The 15,066-nt window shown below is 46.5% G+C and carries 14 protein-coding genes; 8 read left to right on the top strand and 6 right to left on the bottom strand.

From position 1 onward, the window contains the following. Positions 1 to 117 precede the first annotated feature (117 nt). The 4 genes from ACMXYP_RS00555 to ACMXYP_RS00540 all read left to right on the top strand — a co-directional run bounded on the left by ACMXYP_RS00555 (position 118) and on the right by ACMXYP_RS00540 (position 5,494). Positions 118 to 1,773, top strand: a complete 1,656-nt coding sequence (locus ACMXYP_RS00555) for an electron transfer flavoprotein-ubiquinone oxidoreductase (RefSeq protein WP_415883068.1) — start codon at positions 118 to 120, stop codon at positions 1,771 to 1,773. A 138-nt stretch (positions 1,774 to 1,911) separates the two neighbouring features. Continuing rightward, a complete protein-coding gene (locus tag ACMXYP_RS00550; RefSeq protein WP_415883067.1) occupies positions 1,912 to 2,373 on the top strand; it encodes a methyltransferase family protein in 462 nt (153 codons plus the stop codon). Between the two features lie 113 nt (positions 2,374 to 2,486). Further along, positions 2,487 to 3,461, top strand: coding sequence for an ABC transporter substrate-binding protein (locus ACMXYP_RS00545; protein ID WP_415883066.1), 975 nt, complete (start codon positions 2,487 to 2,489; stop codon positions 3,459 to 3,461). Positions 3,462 to 3,472: 11 nt separating this feature from the next. Further along, positions 3,473 to 5,494, top strand: coding sequence for an ATP-binding protein (locus tag ACMXYP_RS00540; RefSeq protein WP_415883065.1), 2,022 nt, complete (start codon positions 3,473 to 3,475; stop codon positions 5,492 to 5,494). 33 nt (positions 5,495 to 5,527) lie between these two features. Here ACMXYP_RS00540 and ACMXYP_RS00535 read toward each other — a convergent pair whose 3' ends face one another. Both ACMXYP_RS00535 and ACMXYP_RS00530 read right to left on the bottom strand, forming a co-directional pair. Continuing rightward, on the bottom strand, positions 5,528 to 6,289 hold the full coding sequence (locus tag ACMXYP_RS00535) for an SDR family oxidoreductase (RefSeq protein ID WP_415883064.1): 762 nt from the start codon (positions 6,287 to 6,289) through the stop codon (positions 5,528 to 5,530). A 306-nt stretch (positions 6,290 to 6,595) separates the two neighbouring features. Beyond that, a complete protein-coding gene (locus ACMXYP_RS00530) occupies positions 6,596 to 7,222 on the bottom strand; it encodes a PepSY-associated TM helix domain-containing protein (protein ID WP_415883063.1) in 627 nt (208 codons plus the stop codon). Between the two features lie 176 nt (positions 7,223 to 7,398). On the opposite strand from ACMXYP_RS00530, the gene ACMXYP_RS00525 reads away from it, so the two are divergent. From ACMXYP_RS00525 to ACMXYP_RS00515, 3 genes are all read left to right on the top strand, one after another. Then, on the top strand, positions 7,399 to 7,785 hold the full coding sequence (locus tag ACMXYP_RS00525) for a hypothetical protein (RefSeq protein WP_415883062.1): 387 nt from the start codon (positions 7,399 to 7,401) through the stop codon (positions 7,783 to 7,785). 143 nt (positions 7,786 to 7,928) lie between these two features. Continuing rightward, the gene (locus tag ACMXYP_RS00520) at positions 7,929 to 8,576 is read left to right on the top strand and encodes a HupE/UreJ family protein (RefSeq protein WP_415884694.1); all 648 of its coding nucleotides are present in this window, start codon (positions 7,929 to 7,931) and stop codon (positions 8,574 to 8,576) included. 10 nt (positions 8,577 to 8,586) lie between these two features. Beyond that, on the top strand, positions 8,587 to 9,183 hold the full coding sequence (locus ACMXYP_RS00515) for a hypothetical protein (RefSeq protein WP_415883061.1): 597 nt from the start codon (positions 8,587 to 8,589) through the stop codon (positions 9,181 to 9,183). Positions 9,184 to 9,225: 42 nt separating this feature from the next. Here the strand turns inward: ACMXYP_RS00515 and ada are convergent, their stop codons facing one another. Next, the gene (gene ada, locus ACMXYP_RS00510) at positions 9,226 to 10,308 is read right to left on the bottom strand and encodes a bifunctional DNA-binding transcriptional regulator/O6-methylguanine-DNA methyltransferase Ada (RefSeq protein WP_415883060.1); all 1,083 of its coding nucleotides are present in this window, start codon (positions 10,306 to 10,308) and stop codon (positions 9,226 to 9,228) included. A gap of 299 nt (positions 10,309 to 10,607) precedes the next feature. On the opposite strand from ada, the gene ACMXYP_RS00505 reads away from it, so the two are divergent. After that, entirely contained in the window at positions 10,608 to 11,219 is a 612-nt protein-coding gene (locus tag ACMXYP_RS00505; RefSeq protein WP_415883059.1) for a DNA-3-methyladenine glycosylase family protein, read from the top strand. 210 nt (positions 11,220 to 11,429) lie between these two features. Here ACMXYP_RS00505 and ACMXYP_RS00500 read toward each other — a convergent pair whose 3' ends face one another. The 3 genes from ACMXYP_RS00500 to ACMXYP_RS00490 all read right to left on the bottom strand — a co-directional run bounded on the left by ACMXYP_RS00500 (position 11,430) and on the right by ACMXYP_RS00490 (position 15,030). Continuing rightward, positions 11,430 to 12,188 (bottom strand): hypothetical protein, encoded by a 759-nt coding sequence (locus ACMXYP_RS00500; RefSeq protein ID WP_415883058.1) that lies wholly within the window; start codon positions 12,186 to 12,188, stop codon positions 11,430 to 11,432. Positions 12,189 to 12,252: 64 nt separating this feature from the next. Next, positions 12,253 to 12,609 (bottom strand): hypothetical protein, encoded by a 357-nt coding sequence (locus ACMXYP_RS00495; protein WP_415883057.1) that lies wholly within the window; start codon positions 12,607 to 12,609, stop codon positions 12,253 to 12,255. A gap of 531 nt (positions 12,610 to 13,140) precedes the next feature. Continuing rightward, positions 13,141 to 15,030 (bottom strand): AMP-binding protein, encoded by a 1,890-nt coding sequence (locus ACMXYP_RS00490; RefSeq protein ID WP_415883056.1) that lies wholly within the window; start codon positions 15,028 to 15,030, stop codon positions 13,141 to 13,143. Positions 15,031 to 15,066 lie beyond the last annotated feature (36 nt).

Genomic DNA, 15,066 nt, shown 5'->3' with positions numbered 1-15,066 from the left:
AATACCCCTTAATAAACGAGTCCTCTTTTTATAGAGCAGTCTCACATAACTAAGTGGAATCACTAGAGAGCGGCAGAATAACGCAGATTCCTCAACCAACTAAGAGGGGAAATCGACATGACAAGAGAGTCGATGGAATTTGATGTAGTCATCGTAGGTGCAGGCCCTGCAGGCTTATCAACTGCTTGCAGATTGATGCAATTAGCACAGGATAAAGAGCAAGACCTAACCGTATGTGTGGTCGAAAAAGGTTCTGAAGTAGGCGCCCATATTCTGTCCGGTGCCATTATGGAAACCCGCGCCCTAGATGAGCTATTCCCTAATTGGAAAGAACAAGACGCTCCGCTAACAACGGCAGTTACAGAAGATGAAGTTTACCTGCTTAAAGATGGCGAAAACGGTAGCAAAATCCCTAATGCCTTTGTGCCAAAAACGATGCACAACCAAGGCAACTACATTGTTAGCTTAGGTAATGTCTGCCGTTGGTTAGCCGAACGCGCCGAAGAACTTGGCGTAGAAATTTTTCCGGGCTTCGCTGCTGCTGAAATTCTTTACAATGCCGATGGCAGCGTACGCGGTATTGCCACAGGCGATATGGGCCTAACAGAAACAGGCGAGCAAAAAGACAGCTATATGCCGGGTATGGAGCTACACGCTAAATACACCGTCTTTTCCGAAGGTTGCCGTGGCCACTTAGGTAAAGAGCTAATCAACAAGTTCGATCTAAGCCAAGAAGCAGATGCGCAACACTACGGTATTGGTATCAAAGAGCTATGGGATATCCCAGCCGAACAGCATCAACCAGGCTTAGTCGTGCATGGTTCGGGCTGGCCGCTAGATAAAGATACCAGTGGCGGTTTCTTCCTTTATCACACGGATAACAACCAAGTGGTTGCCGGCTTAATCGTAGATCTTAACTACGCTAACCCTCATATCAGTCCGTTTGATGAGTTCCAGCGTCTGAAACACCATCCTGTACTAAAGAAACATCTAGACGGCGGTACACGCGTATCTTATGGTGCCCGTGCCATCACTAAAGGCGGCTTTAACTCTCTGCCTAAAATGAACTTCCCAGGTGGTTTATTGGTTGGCTGTAATGCCGGTACGCTGAACTTCAGTAAGATCAAAGGCACTCACACGGCGATGAAATCCGGCATGCTTGGTGCTGAAGCGATTTTTGAAGCGGTGGCGTCTGGTTGTTCAGGCGGTACAGATCTTGAGCGTTATCAGGATCTATTCGAGCAATCTTGGCTATACGATGAGTTATTCCGCTCCCGTAACTTTGGTCCTGCGATGCATAAATTTGGGGCAATTATGGGCGGCGCATTCAACTATGTAGATCAGAACATCTTCGCCGGTAAGTTGCCTATTACCCTACATGATGACCATGAAGACCACGCTCAGTTACAACCGGCGAGTAACTTTACACCGATCGAATACCCTAAGCCTGATGGTAAACTTAGCTTCGACAAGCTCTCCTCGGTTTTCCTTTCCAATACAAACCACGAGGAAGACCAGCCATGCCATCTGCAATTAATGGATAGCAGCATTCCACTAGGGACAAACTTGTTAACCTTTGCAGAACCAGCACAACGTTACTGCCCTGCAGGGGTGTATGAAGTGGTGGATGATGAAGAAAATGGTGGTCAGCGCTTCCAGATCAATTCGCAGAACTGCTTACACTGTAAGACCTGCGATATTAAAGATCCGGCTCAAAATATCAGATGGGTTACACCTGAGGGCATGGGTGGACCAAACTATCCAAACATGTAACCTCGCAACCTTCTCTTAAAGTTGTGGAAATCTGGGACTTCATCCATCGAAGTCCCGGATTTTTTTAGCTCAAGATAATTCCCAGATTGTTTATATTAGGTGATACTAAACCTAGGATTTCACAACCTGAGAAGCCGCATGCTTAAGCTAGAACTGAAAATTCCACCTGTCGCACTGGTATTAATCTTTGCAGGCCTGATGTGGCTTTGCGCCAAATTACTGCCTTTCCTATCAATACAAACTGAACTTCGCATCCCCATTGCAGTAGCCATTATCCTAATCGGTTTAGTGTTTGGTTTAGCCGGTGTTTTTTCATTTCGTAAAGCTCAAACGACCGTCAATCCAACCACTCCAGAGGCAAGCTCTGCTCTAGTGACGACAGGGATATTTCAATACACACGCAACCCGATGTATGTAGGCTTGATGTGTCTGCTTCTAAGCTGGGCATCCTACCTTGCAAACCCCGTATCATTGCTCTGCTCGGTTGGCTTTATCCTGTATATGAACAAGTTTCAGATCCAACTTGAAGAGCAAGCGCTCACCGCACTATTTGGTGATAGCTACAAGACCTACACTCAGCAAGTTCGACGCTGGCTGTAAGCTGGCGCCTTCTGGAAATACTGCTACATTTACAAGAGGTTAGCCCGCTAGGTTAAACCTGCCTGAACATTACTGCTGTTTAAATTTCGTACACAAAGCCAGAGAAAGATTTTATGACCTTCCGTTGCCATAAATGGATTGCTGCGCTTTTGATACTTATCTTTGCGCCCCTGACATCAGCTAACCAGCCAGCTGTGCCGGAATCAGACAAACCTATTCAAGTTTTACTGAACGACTGGACCAGCCAGTTAGTGCTGGCTCGAGTTACGGGTCAGGTACTGCAATCGATGGGCTATAACGTCGGTTACGTAAACAAAACCAGTAATGCCCAGTGGGGTTCACTCAAACTAGGCTTGAGCCATGTTCAGGTCGAAGTCTGGGAAGGCACTATGTCCAAGATGTTCCAACGTATGATCGATGCCGGAGCTATAGTGGATGCCGGCACCCACGATGCCATCACCCGAGAAGAGTGGTGGTATCCACTGTATGTCGAAGAGTTATGCCCAGGCTTACCAGATTGGCAGGCGCTAAAAAAATGCTCCGACCTTTTTGTTGATCCCCGCACTGCCCCGCAAGGGATGTACCTAGGCGGACCATGGGAGAAACCTGATGCCGCTCGCATCCGCGCACTCGGCATGGACTTTAAAGCGATTACCGTTGAACAAGGCGATGATCTTTGGGTCGAGCTAAAACGTGCGGCTATCGAACAACGACCTATCGTTTTATTTAACTGGACACCCAACTGGGTGGAAGCCAAATACCCGGGCCGCTTTATTGAATTTCCAGACTATCACCCCGACTGCGAGACCAAACCCAGCTGGGGAACCAACCCGCGCTTCCTGCACGATTGCGGCAACCCGAAAAAAGGTTGGCTCAAAAAAGTCGCTTGGAAAAGCATGCCCAACACTTGGCCTTGTGCTTATGAAACCTTACAAAATATCAACTTCAGCAATGCCATGATTGCCGAACTGGCCTCTATGGTTGATGTTGATGGCCTGAGTTATGAGGAAGCAGCAAATAAATGGATGGCCGATAACCAAGCAGTCTGGTCCGAATGGATTCCCGCTCACTGTCAGATTGAACAATAGAAGGATCAATGATGAAGGGTGATAACGCCATACCAATCAAGGATTCAATCGGCTTCAATCTGATCAAGCTGGTTTTTTCGATCTACATCATTATTGCCGCCATTGTGACTCTGGCTCACATGGCAACCGAATACTTCAATGTAAAATCTTCGGTGATGCAGGATCTGCGGCTTTACCAAAGTTCATTTGAAGAACCGCTGGCCGATTCCCTTTGGGATTTAGATCTGGAACGTACCAAAACGATTACACCGGGTATAGTGAAACTCCCTTCTATCGTTGGCTTACAGATTTATGATCTAGGCGACTCGCTTATCTCTACAGAAGGTTTAACCCACGACAATTTAGCTGAGCACTCTAGCGGAATTTTACCCACACAATTATTGGAACATGAGTTCTCCATTGTTTACACCAAGGAGAATGAAGAGGCAGCAGTAGGTCGGGCTGTGTTTTACTCCAGCTCCGACGTCGTACTTACCAAGGTACAAGCGGGCTTTGCGTTAATCATTATTAACGCCATCATCAAAACAACCGCGTTGTGGGCTATCTTCCTCTATATCGTACGCCCTACGTTGATACGCCCGATTGAACACCTGAGTAATGCCTTGCAGAATTTAACTTTTGATAAGCTCAGCAAATCCGACATCATCATTCCGAGAAAACGTCATGATGAGTTGAAAGTGCTCGAGCAAAGTATCAACGCCATGACTACCCGTTTAGCGGAATCGTCTGAGCAACTTAACGAGCTAAACAAAAACCTCGATAGATCTCACAAGCTGGCACTTTTGCTGCTCCGCGGCGTAACGGAAATGAAAGAGAGCAAAGAGAAACAGGACTCTTTCTCTGCGGTATCTAATGTGATCTCTGAAGCGATTCCCTGTTTATCTTCATCGGCGTTGTATATCTCTTACTACCATCAAAATACCAACCGCATTCCTAACTTAGACGCGTCAGACACGCCAATAATTGAGGAATCGTACCGCCAGGATGGAAAAATTGAGATCTTGGTTCGGGATGCTCAAATACATTGCAAGACATCACATTCCGAAGAGAAGCTACAAGGCAATCTGATCAACATCCCGCTACGCCACGGTAAAGAACTTGTGGGCTCTATCGAGATACTGTCAAAAGCCCCTGTCAGTATCAGCATTGAAGAGCAACAATTTATCAGCACGCTGATCCCCTCTCTGATTATTTCGCTAGAAGATATCAGCATCCGCTCCAACTTGGAGGCGGCTGTTAGAGAAAGAACATCAGACCTGCAGAGATCAAATCACGAAATTGCGATTAAGGCGCAAGAACTGGCTCAGATCAGTCAATCTAAGTCGCAATTCCTGTCGAACATCAGTCATGAAATCCATACACCGTTAAATGCGATCATCACCCTAACCGAGCAGAACGCTCAGAACAGCCAGATCCAAGATCCTGTAGCAGTGCTTAGCGTGATTCATCACTCAGCTGAAAACCTACTCAAAGTGATCGAAAACCTTGTCGATTACTCCGAAATAGAATCCGGCAAAGCACACCTAAACCCGATTCGATTTAACCTTGAATCACTGGTCAGCGAAGCGATCGACCACAACAAACCCGCAGCCCAAGGTAAAGGTTTACAGCTCAAACTGAAAACAAAAGTGATCAACACATCCCTGTTTGGTGATTCCAAGCGCCTGTTGCAGATTTTGAATATTTTCCTCGATAACGCCCTGAAATTTACCACCCAAGGCTCCGTGATCTTGAGCGTTTCGCAACAAGCTAGCAGCAACGCACTGTCACAATTTGAGTTTTCTATTCGCGATACCGGCCTAGGCATGGATGAAGACAAGATCAAAACCTTGTTTAACATCGCCGGCAGCGATGGCGCTCCTACTTTTAGTACACAGACAGGGCACGGACTGAACCTATCTATCAGCAAGCAATTAATCGAGATGATGGGTGGAGAGCTAGAGATCGACAGCACGCCAGATGAAGGTAGTAGCTTTAGCTTTACCTTGAGTTTCAAAAACGCCTGCGAAAGTGAACTGATCGAAGACGAGTGATGAGGCTGATTTAAGCTTCATCACTCCTACGGCTTAGATACGTAGACCGCCGTCCATCTCAACGATACGACCAGTAAAGAACTCGTTTTCAATAATGTATTGCAGCGTATGCGCCATCTCTTCCACTTCACCTAAGCGGCGTACAGGCACTGCTGCGACCATACGCTCGATCGCTTCGGGCTTCATTTGCGCCGTCATCTCTGTAGCAATCACACCCGGTGCGATACCGCCAACACGGATCTTATGGCGCGCTAGTTCACCCGCCCAACTCGTTACCATAGTCGCGACAGCAGCCTTAGTTGCAGAGTAGTTAGTCTGGCCCATATTACCGGCACGGGACACCGAGGAGATATTTACAATAACACCACCTGTCCCTTGAGTTGCCATCGCAGCCGCTGCTTCTCGACCACAGAGAAAGGTACCGGTCATATTAACCTCAACCACCGACTGGAACTGCTCAAGACTCATCTTCGCTTGCAGCTCACCATCCTTCACTTTGATCAGCATGCCGTCGCGCATCAGACCGGCGTTATTGACCAAGCCATTTATCTCGCCAAAGTCAGCTACGATCTGTTTGAAGGTTTGCTCAACCGCAGACTCATCAGTGATATTGCACACATAACCGCGGGACTCTCCGCCGAACTCAGAACATGCAGCAACCGCTTCATCCAAATTGCCTTGATCCAAATCGATCAGTGCCAACTTACCACCCTGCTTTGCTAGGTTCTCCGCCATTGCGCGCCCTAAACCACGACCACCACCGGTGATAACAAAAACACTGTTTTTAACCTGCATACCCGAATCTCCAAAAATATGGCCCTACCTGATTAAATATAGGTAATACCATCTACTTCTGTTGTTTTTATAACCTCATTTATAGCCTGTTTCGGGCGATATTACGAGAACTTTATAAGGGAAAACCCTAACAAAATGTAATTCAGGAAAATAGCGGATAAGAACGGGGAAAAGCTGGAAAAAGCGGTCAATAGCTGGACCCGTTGCTTGCTAGAACATGACTTTATGGCTGTAATGAAAAATTAAAGCACTGTAGATACTTACTTATCGGTGATGCACTTCTTAACTTTGATAAAACATTACCCTCTACTGATACAACAAAATAGCCAATACTATGAAGGCAGTGATACCAGAACCAAAAATCAAGATATCGACATGCTGCTTCTTTCGTCTTCGAATCCATAAATACAGGCCCGAAATAACCCACATCCATATGGAAATAGCGACAAAATCGACAATTATCGCCCATATATCCGAAGCAAGCTGCCTCCTTTCAAATCCAGATTTGAAATGCAGATAGTGTAAAAAGTCGTACATTGATGATGGCACATACCGCTCAACCACAGCCTTACCTTGCGCATTCTGCCAGGTAATACGGTAGTTACCGGCACCAGAATAACGCAGTATGACCAATTGACGGTTATTTGACTCTGCCAGTAGTTGGTAATCGCCTTTTAGATCGAGCCTGGTCAGCAGATTTTTTGCTGTGAGTTGCGGCGTACTGGAAGAGATCTCAGAGGGTTTGAAATCCTGTTCCTGAACGATCGCCCAGCCTGGAGGAATGACATGGAATAGGTCTCGGAACCAATCATTATGGTTCAGAAAAAACGCACTGGTCGCGTACATTAACAACCAAGGCGCCAAAAATAATGCGATATACAGATGAATCCACCGCATTATCTTATCAAACCGAGCCCAACCTTTCTTAGTCACTCAACTCTGGCCTCTAATATTGTTAAAGCGCATATAGTAATAGAGCCCGATCGTTGTATCTATCAAGAGAGTCCAGTAACAGAAGCACCCTAAGCTAATCCAAGTGGATAATTTATTTACTTAAGCAACTTCGATAGAATCGAGATAATTCAATATCACCAGTGTTTGAACCGTCAATGATACGCCAAGGCCTGACATCTAACGTAACACGCGTAGCAGTAATCGCTTTACTGCTCGTGGCAACGTTGTGCCGCGCGAGTTGGGCCGTTCAAATATCTCAGCACGATAGCGCTCCTGAGGCTGACCCTTGGCAAGTCGCTTTAGAACATGGGCACTACCATCCACCCGAACTCGACCATATGCACGATGAATCGTCTGGTATTTCCGAAGACGATCATCCCTTTATCCATACGGTCATGGCGCTCGACCACCAAGTATTTTTAATCGCATACCCTGAACGCCCTCGGGTTGATGCTCGCAGTACTTACCCAACGCTTACTTTCAATACCTTGCCTCCCTATCAAAGTGATCTGTATCGCCCTCCACGGCGCAATTTAGGTTAGATATCGATCGCGCATAGCGCTTTAAAATCTGTATTAACTTTGAATGGAGTACAGGTATGAATCCAGGCTTTTCATCTGCCCTACATTCCTTCTGGAAAGGTAGCCTTATCTCTGTGGCTACGGTTCTAGTGGTGCTTGTTAGCATGGGGCTATCTACACAAGCTTTTGCTCATGGTGTCGCCGAAGGGGATGCTGTGTTTATCGAAAGTGCCAGTGGCATGCAGTTGTTACCCTTTATTTATTTGGGTGCCAAACACATGGTCACGGGCTACGATCACTTACTGTTCCTATTTGGTGTCATCTTCTTTCTATTCAGAATGAAGGATGTTGCTATCTACGTAACATTATTCGCTGTGGGACACAGTGTAACCCTGCTTTACGGGGTGCTCAGCGAAACTCACGTAAACCCCTATATCGTTGATGCGATTATTGGTTTGTCCGTTGTGTACAAGGCACTTGATAACCTTGGCGCATTTCGAAGATGGTTCGGTTTTCAGCCAAACACTAAGACTGCCGTTCTGATTTTCGGCTTCTTCCACGGCTTTGGTCTGGCAACAAAGCTGCAAGACTTCACTCTGTCGGAGGATGGCCTAGTGGCAAACATATTAGCTTTCAATGTCGGTGTGGAAATCGGCCAAATGCTAGCTTTGGCAGGCATTCTGATTGCCATGAACTTCTGGCGAAAATCACCTTCGTTTAATCAACACGCATTCTTTACCAATGCAGTCCTAATGACACTGGGCTTTATGCTCATTGGTTTTCAATTAACGGGCTATTGGGTTACTGCATAGGAAATTCATCATGAACGATATTTCAAACATCAATAAAGACGGATTACCGTCAACAAAGAGCCTGATCAAAGCGACTATTGCAGCGTTTGTAGCGGGCACCGTCATATTAGTCACCACAATCCTTCCTGCTGAATATGGAGTAGACCCAACAGGTATGGGTAAGGTTTTGGGTTTGAATGTGCTAAGCCAAGCGCATGCAACCGAGCCAGAAGTGCTCAAAGAAGCATCACAGGCTAACAATGCTGTAAGCATTGAAAATCCGCTCTGGAAAGGCGAAACAGAACCTCGTAGTGATACGATGAAAATAACGTTGATGCCTCGACAAGGAGCCGAAATAAAATCCCCAATGAACACCGGTGATAACTTTGTGTTTACTTGGACAGCAGAAGGCGGCTCGGTTTACTTCGATATGCACGGGGAAGTACCCAATGCAGGTAAAGATGAATTTACTAGCTATTGGATTGGCAAAAACCAACAGCAAGCGAGTGGTAATTTCACCGCGCCATTCAAAGGAACCCATGGCTGGTATTGGCAAAATACAAGTGACGCTCCGGTCACTATTACGCTGAATACCCATGGTTTCTATGGCGAGCTTTATATGCCATAACAGATCAGTAAAGCGAGGGCCGCAATGCGGCCCTCTTTTTGGTTATTTACTGGATACGGTCTCACTCGCTTTCCTTTCCCTTTCCGCATCTAGCAAAGCCCTTTTACGTTCCAATCCCCAGCGGTATCCACCGAGGCTACCATCTCCTCTTAATACACGGTGACAAGGGATCAGAATACCTATTCGGTTTTTTGCACACGCGGATGCAACCGCCCGAAACGCTTTGGGTTTATCTATTTTTGCAGCCAATTCGCTGTAGCTGAGCACCTCTCCCTCTCGCACACTCAATAGGAATTTCCATACCTTCATTTGAAAAGCGGTACCGCGCATATCGAGTGGTAGACCGGGTCTAGGAACACCTTTACTCAGATGCTGATCCAACGCCTCCATCCATGCATCAAGTGCAGGCGTTTCTTGGGATGTGGAGGGGATCAAACTGGCATTCGGAAACTCGTCTTCGAGCTTAGAAAGTAATGACGCTTCATCATCGTCAAACTGGACGAAGCAGACTCCTTTATCGGTAGCAGCCATCATCATCTGACCAAGCACAGAGTTACGGCAAGCGTACGAGATAACCTCTCCTTCGCCTCCTGCCCTGTATGCTTTAGGTGCCATACCTATATTTCGGGTCGCTTCTCCATAAACACGGCTGACCGATCCAAAACCGGACGAGAAAATAGCATCCGTCACACTATCACCCTGTTTTAAGGACTTCTTAAACCGCCGCATTCGAACGGCATCTTGGTAAGCTTTGGGCGAAATCCCAAAGGCACTCTTAAACACTCGTTGCAGTCTGGAGGCAGACAGCCCGACAAGTTCAGCCAAACTTGCCAGGGTCAGCTGTTCTTCCGCGTGTGTTTCTATATGCCGAGCCACCTCAATAAGCCTAGACGTCCCAGATTTTTCGTCTAAAGAAAAGCAGCGTTTACAAGGCCGGAAACCAGCTCGCATGGCAGCTTCCATATCAGGGAAGAATCTTAAATTCTCTGGCTTAGCGGAGCGTGATGAACAGGATGGCTGGCAGAACACACCGGTAGTGATAACACCATAATAGAAATCGCCATCACGAGATTTATCTCGCGCTGCTAAGGCCTCGATCATTTCCTGTTCTGATGGCATCGACATAATTCAGCTCTTGATTAGCGTTTAGATATAACCATAAAAACCCACTTTTAAGGCGGTTTCCATCCGTTTATTGCTAAGGAATATAAGTAATTTAGGGTTGATAACAGTTTAAAAAGATACGGCGCAAAAATCGGATGGTATTTATTTGTCGCCCCTACTATTTTAACCACTCTTCTGGTTACTCGGCTTTTGCATAGAAGTTACTTATTTTCGGACATAGCGCTCATTGCACTAGACTTACCCACAAGCGACAGGCACCTATAACTCTGAGATTAATCTCCATTTAAGTGGTACATGATATGAATGAGCAAGACATTGCTCGTGGAATGCAAGCGTTGGCTCTACTCGACCCTGATATCAAACGCGCCGCAGCACAATTGGGGCCGCCTCCGGTACGACATCGTCCTAAGGGATTCGAAACCTTCCTATCTGCCATTGTAAGTCAGCAAATTTCGACCAAAGCTGCTCAAGCGATTTTAGAGCGAGTCACTGCGCTAATGCCGGAAGTAACGGCTTCAGAGTTATTGAATATTGATGATCAAGCTTTACGTGATGCGGGCTTATCCTGGCGCAAAATTGAATACGCTAAAGGCTTGGCCGATGCCGTGAATACCGGCCATTTTGATATTGAGGGCTTAGACTTACTGGATGACAAAGCCGCTATTGCGGCCATCACCAGTCTTCGCGGTTTTGGACGTTGGAGCGCAGAAATCTATCTGATGTTCTCTTTAAAACGCCCGGATATATTTCCGGCCGATGATCTCGCCATTCAGGTTGCATTGGGTCGTCTGAAAAGGCTCCCAGATAAACCAACACCCAAACAAGCAAGAGATATAGTTGAGCACTGGGCACCTTGGCGAAGCGTTGGTTCGCTATTTCTATGGCATTACTACCACGGCCCACCTATCTAACAGTCGATAGTTACTAGACGCGTTGCTTGCTAGAACGCGACCTCGTCGCTGCTAGGAAGAAAAATTTATCTAAAAGTTTGTTCGCTTACGACACTTTGGAGACATTAACGCTTAGGGTGTGGGGTAGGTGAAATAAAGTTGAACCCTGTCCCACACCACCCATTTGATAAATTCGATGTACTGCAATGTTGCTTTACTATGACAAAGCTATTAACGAACAATGTAACTTTTTGACCGTTGTTTTGCGAATTTCAATATCCTCTTCCAGTTGGGCAAGTTCTCGTATGAAAACATTACGTTTACCAACAGGCCATTCGAGAGATTAAAGGAAGTCCCGCATTCGTGCCGAAATCCTCGAAACGACAGATACCAGCATCGTATTAATACGTTCTCCCCGAGGTAAAACCTAGTTCGAGTCTCAACATTTACCTTGTACTCATATTCGACCAGCCCTAACTCAGGATGTTTAGCAATGAGTTGTAGAGGAGGACGCTTACCACTATCTTTTATAAGTTCAACTAATTCTGAATCGGCTGAAATAGTTGAACCTAGGTATTTCTCAAGATTTTTCCAGGTTTTTCTAGGGTCACCGTCAGCACTCATCGGTTGCATTAGCCTTATAATCAGCAACCTCCTGCCACCTCGTTCAGTAAAGATGCTCTCTAATTCAGGAGTACGTCTATGTACCTCGGGAAGGAGTACAAAGCGAGCCTCAACTCGATCCCAGGCCTTTCCAACATACGGATTGTTTTGAGGCGACCCTCGGTTCACCGGGTTCGTATGGACGGCCCAAAGTTCGTTGGCTGGAATGGATACTAAAACTCCAACTGGTCGTAGGTTTATCTCTTGTTTTTGGGTGGTATAACGTAATTCAATTGGCGTATGGACTGATTCCGTTTCAACTTGCTCAGAGCAAGCAGGAAGTAATATAAGCAAGATAGCGAAAAAGCCTAAGTATGAATGACTCATTTTTCAAATCTAACGCCTTTTAGCAGAGGCGGCATTGAAGCTGACGTCCTGCTGGATGAACTTGTTATACGTTTTCACTCAACTTCGCCTTGCTATAAAGAAGGGAAGCTCGAAACAAAGAGCTATCAGATTCTTGAACTGTTTGGGCCAAATAGTACTCAATAATTGGCAACGACATATCCCTATACTCGTAGAACTCCGATAACTGGTAAACCGCCATAGCTTGCTGTGTATCTACAAGCGTTTGTCCATCAGCAGTTCGCCCAGCAACCCATTCAAATATCTTGTTGAACTGCTCAAAGCGTTTGTTTTTTGCATTGATATGCTGAGTATGAAGATATTTAAAAACGGCAAAGCAAAATGCCCCCACACTCCCAAGTACTGTTAGATATGGTAGTGACTGCTTAAACAGATCCAGCATGCTGCCCAACTCCATTGAACATAAAACATTCGTATGTACGGGAGCACGTTTATCTCCCCTCACCATATTTGATTAAAAACAGATGTAAGAATTTGAAAAGGAAGGAATAATTCTGAAAATTAAAAGATTCTTCCGTGACAAACTGCGCATGCGCTATATCAAGAGATATACGGGGTCGTGTAACAACCCACGCTAGACTTCCATCTGTCTAATACACTTACTTTTTTAACTTAATCTGTATGGCAAAACAAGGTAACTAACCGATCAAATAGAACGGCAAGGTTTCCTAGTCACTAACATCGAGTCACTAGCTACTGATAGTCTTTTCCTCTAGGCGCAGCCGTCCTCTAGCCACGCAGTGGCGTCCTAAAAGGCGAAGCCGATCTCTAGCCGCGAAGCGGCGTCCTGCCCTTAAACAAAAAAACCGGCACATGCGCTAAGTACATGGCCGGTAAGAGAGCAGAATCTGAAAAATAGGTGGGATAGCTCCTAGTGGAAGAAACTACCCCTGTGGGTAATTTTTCTTGGGGGTTAAATGGCGCCTCGCGCTTCGATTAGTGCTTCAATCTCAGGAAGAATTGAGGCGTCATCGATGGTTGAGGGCATTTTATACTGCTCTTTAGCTGCAATCTTTCGCAGTATCGCGCGCAGGATTTTGCCTGATCGTGTTTTAGGCAGTCGTTGCACGACGATTGCGCTTCTAAAGCAAGCAAGGGCACCTACTTGTTCACGGACCATTTTTACCAGTTCCGTTTGTAGTTGCTCTTCTTCGATCTGTTCACCGGCTTTTAATACGATCAAACCAACTGGCAACTGACCTTTAAGTTCATCGTTTACGCCAATCACGGCACATTCGGCTACTGCAGGATGGGCGGAAACAACCTCTTCCATTTCACCTGTGGATAAACGGTGGCCGGATACGTTAATCACATCGTCGGTACGACCGGTGATGTAGATATAACCGTCATCATCTTTAAAGCCGCCATCGCCGGTGTGGTAGTAACCCGGGAAGGCTTCTAGGTAAGAGCTAACGTAACGATCGTTGTTATTCCAGATGCTCCAAGCAACGCCCGGTGGCATCGGCAGTTTCACGCAGATATTACCCGCTTCGCCGTCTTCGACTTCGTTACCATCGCCATCCAATACACGGATGTCGTAGCCTGGAATCGGCTTATTAGTAGAACCTAAGCGCGCTTCAGATGGATTGTCCCACCCCATCATTGGAGCCGTCATCGGCCAACCTGTTTCGGTCTGCCACCAGTGATCGATCACTGGCACTTTCAACAAATCGAACAACCAGTGGTAGGTTGAGGAATCCAGTTTTTCACCGGCAACCAACACCCATTTAAGGCTGTTTAGATCGTATTTGTGAGACAGTGCACCTTCTGGGTCTTCTTTACGAATCGCTCGAAAAGCGGTTGGCGCACAGAACATAGAATTAACTTTGTACTCTTCGATTACACGCCAGAACGTACCTGCATCTGGTGTTTTGATCGGCTTACCTTCAAAGAAGATCGCGCTACAGCCGCCCATCAGCGGGCCGTAAACGATGAAGGAGTGACCTACAACCCAACCGATATCGGACGCGCCCCACCAAACATCACCCGGGTGCATGCCGTAAACGTTATTCAGGGCATAGCTCAGTGCCACCGCATGACCGCCGTTATCACGGACGATCCCTTTTGGCTGACCAGTAGTACCTGATGTGTAAAGGATATAAAGCGGGTCAGAACCTTTAACCGGAGTGCATGGCGCAGGCTCGACACCTTCCTGAACTTCGATCCAGTCCAGATCGCCATCGCGGTCCATATCGGCTTTAACCATCGCACGCTGGAACACAATAGTGTGCTCTGGCTTGTGCTCGGCCAGATCGATCGCTTTATCCACCAGCGGTTTATAAGCAATGGTTTTATCAAACTCGATACCGCAAGACGCAGTAAGGATCATCTTCGGATTGGCGTCATCGATACGAATCGCCATCTCGGCAGGGGCAAAGCCACCGAAGACCACCGAGTGAATTGCACCTAAACGCGCGCAGGCCAGCATAGCCACGGCTGCTTCAGGAATCATCGGCATGTAGATTAGAACCGTATCGCCTTTCTCGATGCCTTGAGCTTTTAGGGCTCCGGCAAAACGGGCAACACGATCAAGAAGCTGGTTGTAAGTAATGGCCTCTTTTTTTCCAGCAGCAGGCGAATCGTAATAAAGCGCAACCTGCTCACCACGGCCATTTTCCACATGGTAATCCAGTGCTAAATAAGCGCTGTTTAGCTCACCATCGGCGTACCAGCTGTAGGTACCAAAATCTGTTTTTGTAAGGGTTTTTGTCGGCTTTTTGAACCAAGAAATACGGTCAGCCTGATCCGCCCAGTAAGCTTCGGTGTTCGCCAAAGCCAACTGATACTCATGATTGTATCCCATCGAATCAACCTCAATTATTTTTGTTTTAGGTTGGAA

It is taken from the genome of Neptuniibacter sp. QD34_54 (assembly GCF_047778055.1).
GTDB lineage: Bacteria > Pseudomonadota > Gammaproteobacteria > Pseudomonadales > Balneatricaceae > Neptuniibacter.
The sequence above is the reverse complement of the archived record's forward strand: the minus strand, read 5'-3'. Positions and strand labels throughout refer to the sequence as shown.

Bases quoted from the DNA above. Each gene is read 5' to 3' on its own strand.
- ACMXYP_RS00555 (WP_415883068.1), top strand. From the start codon at position 118: ATGACAAGAGAGTCGATGGAATTTGATGTAGTCATCGTAGGTGCAGGC.
- ACMXYP_RS00550 (WP_415883067.1), top strand. From the start codon at position 1,912: ATGCTTAAGCTAGAACTGAAAATTCCACCTGTCGCACTGGTATTAATC.
- ACMXYP_RS00545 (WP_415883066.1), top strand. From the start codon at position 2,487: ATGACCTTCCGTTGCCATAAATGGATTGCTGCGCTTTTGATACTTATC.
- ACMXYP_RS00540 (WP_415883065.1), top strand. From the start codon at position 3,473: ATGAAGGGTGATAACGCCATACCAATCAAGGATTCAATCGGCTTCAAT.
- ACMXYP_RS00535 (WP_415883064.1), bottom strand. From the start codon at position 6,289: ATGCAGGTTAAAAACAGTGTTTTTGTTATCACCGGTGGTGGTCGTGGT.
- ACMXYP_RS00525 (WP_415883062.1), top strand. From the start codon at position 7,399: ATGATACGCCAAGGCCTGACATCTAACGTAACACGCGTAGCAGTAATC.
- ACMXYP_RS00520 (WP_415884694.1), top strand. From the start codon at position 7,929: ATGGGGCTATCTACACAAGCTTTTGCTCATGGTGTCGCCGAAGGGGAT.
- ACMXYP_RS00515 (WP_415883061.1), top strand. From the start codon at position 8,587: ATGAACGATATTTCAAACATCAATAAAGACGGATTACCGTCAACAAAG.
- ada (WP_415883060.1), bottom strand. From the start codon at position 10,308: ATGTCGATGCCATCAGAACAGGAAATGATCGAGGCCTTAGCAGCGCGA.
- ACMXYP_RS00505 (WP_415883059.1), top strand. From the start codon at position 10,608: ATGAATGAGCAAGACATTGCTCGTGGAATGCAAGCGTTGGCTCTACTC.
- ACMXYP_RS00500 (WP_415883058.1), bottom strand. From the start codon at position 12,188: ATGAGTCATTCATACTTAGGCTTTTTCGCTATCTTGCTTATATTACTT.
- ACMXYP_RS00495 (WP_415883057.1), bottom strand. From the start codon at position 12,609: ATGCTGGATCTGTTTAAGCAGTCACTACCATATCTAACAGTACTTGGG.
- ACMXYP_RS00490 (WP_415883056.1), bottom strand. From the start codon at position 15,030: ATGGGATACAATCATGAGTATCAGTTGGCTTTGGCGAACACCGAAGCT.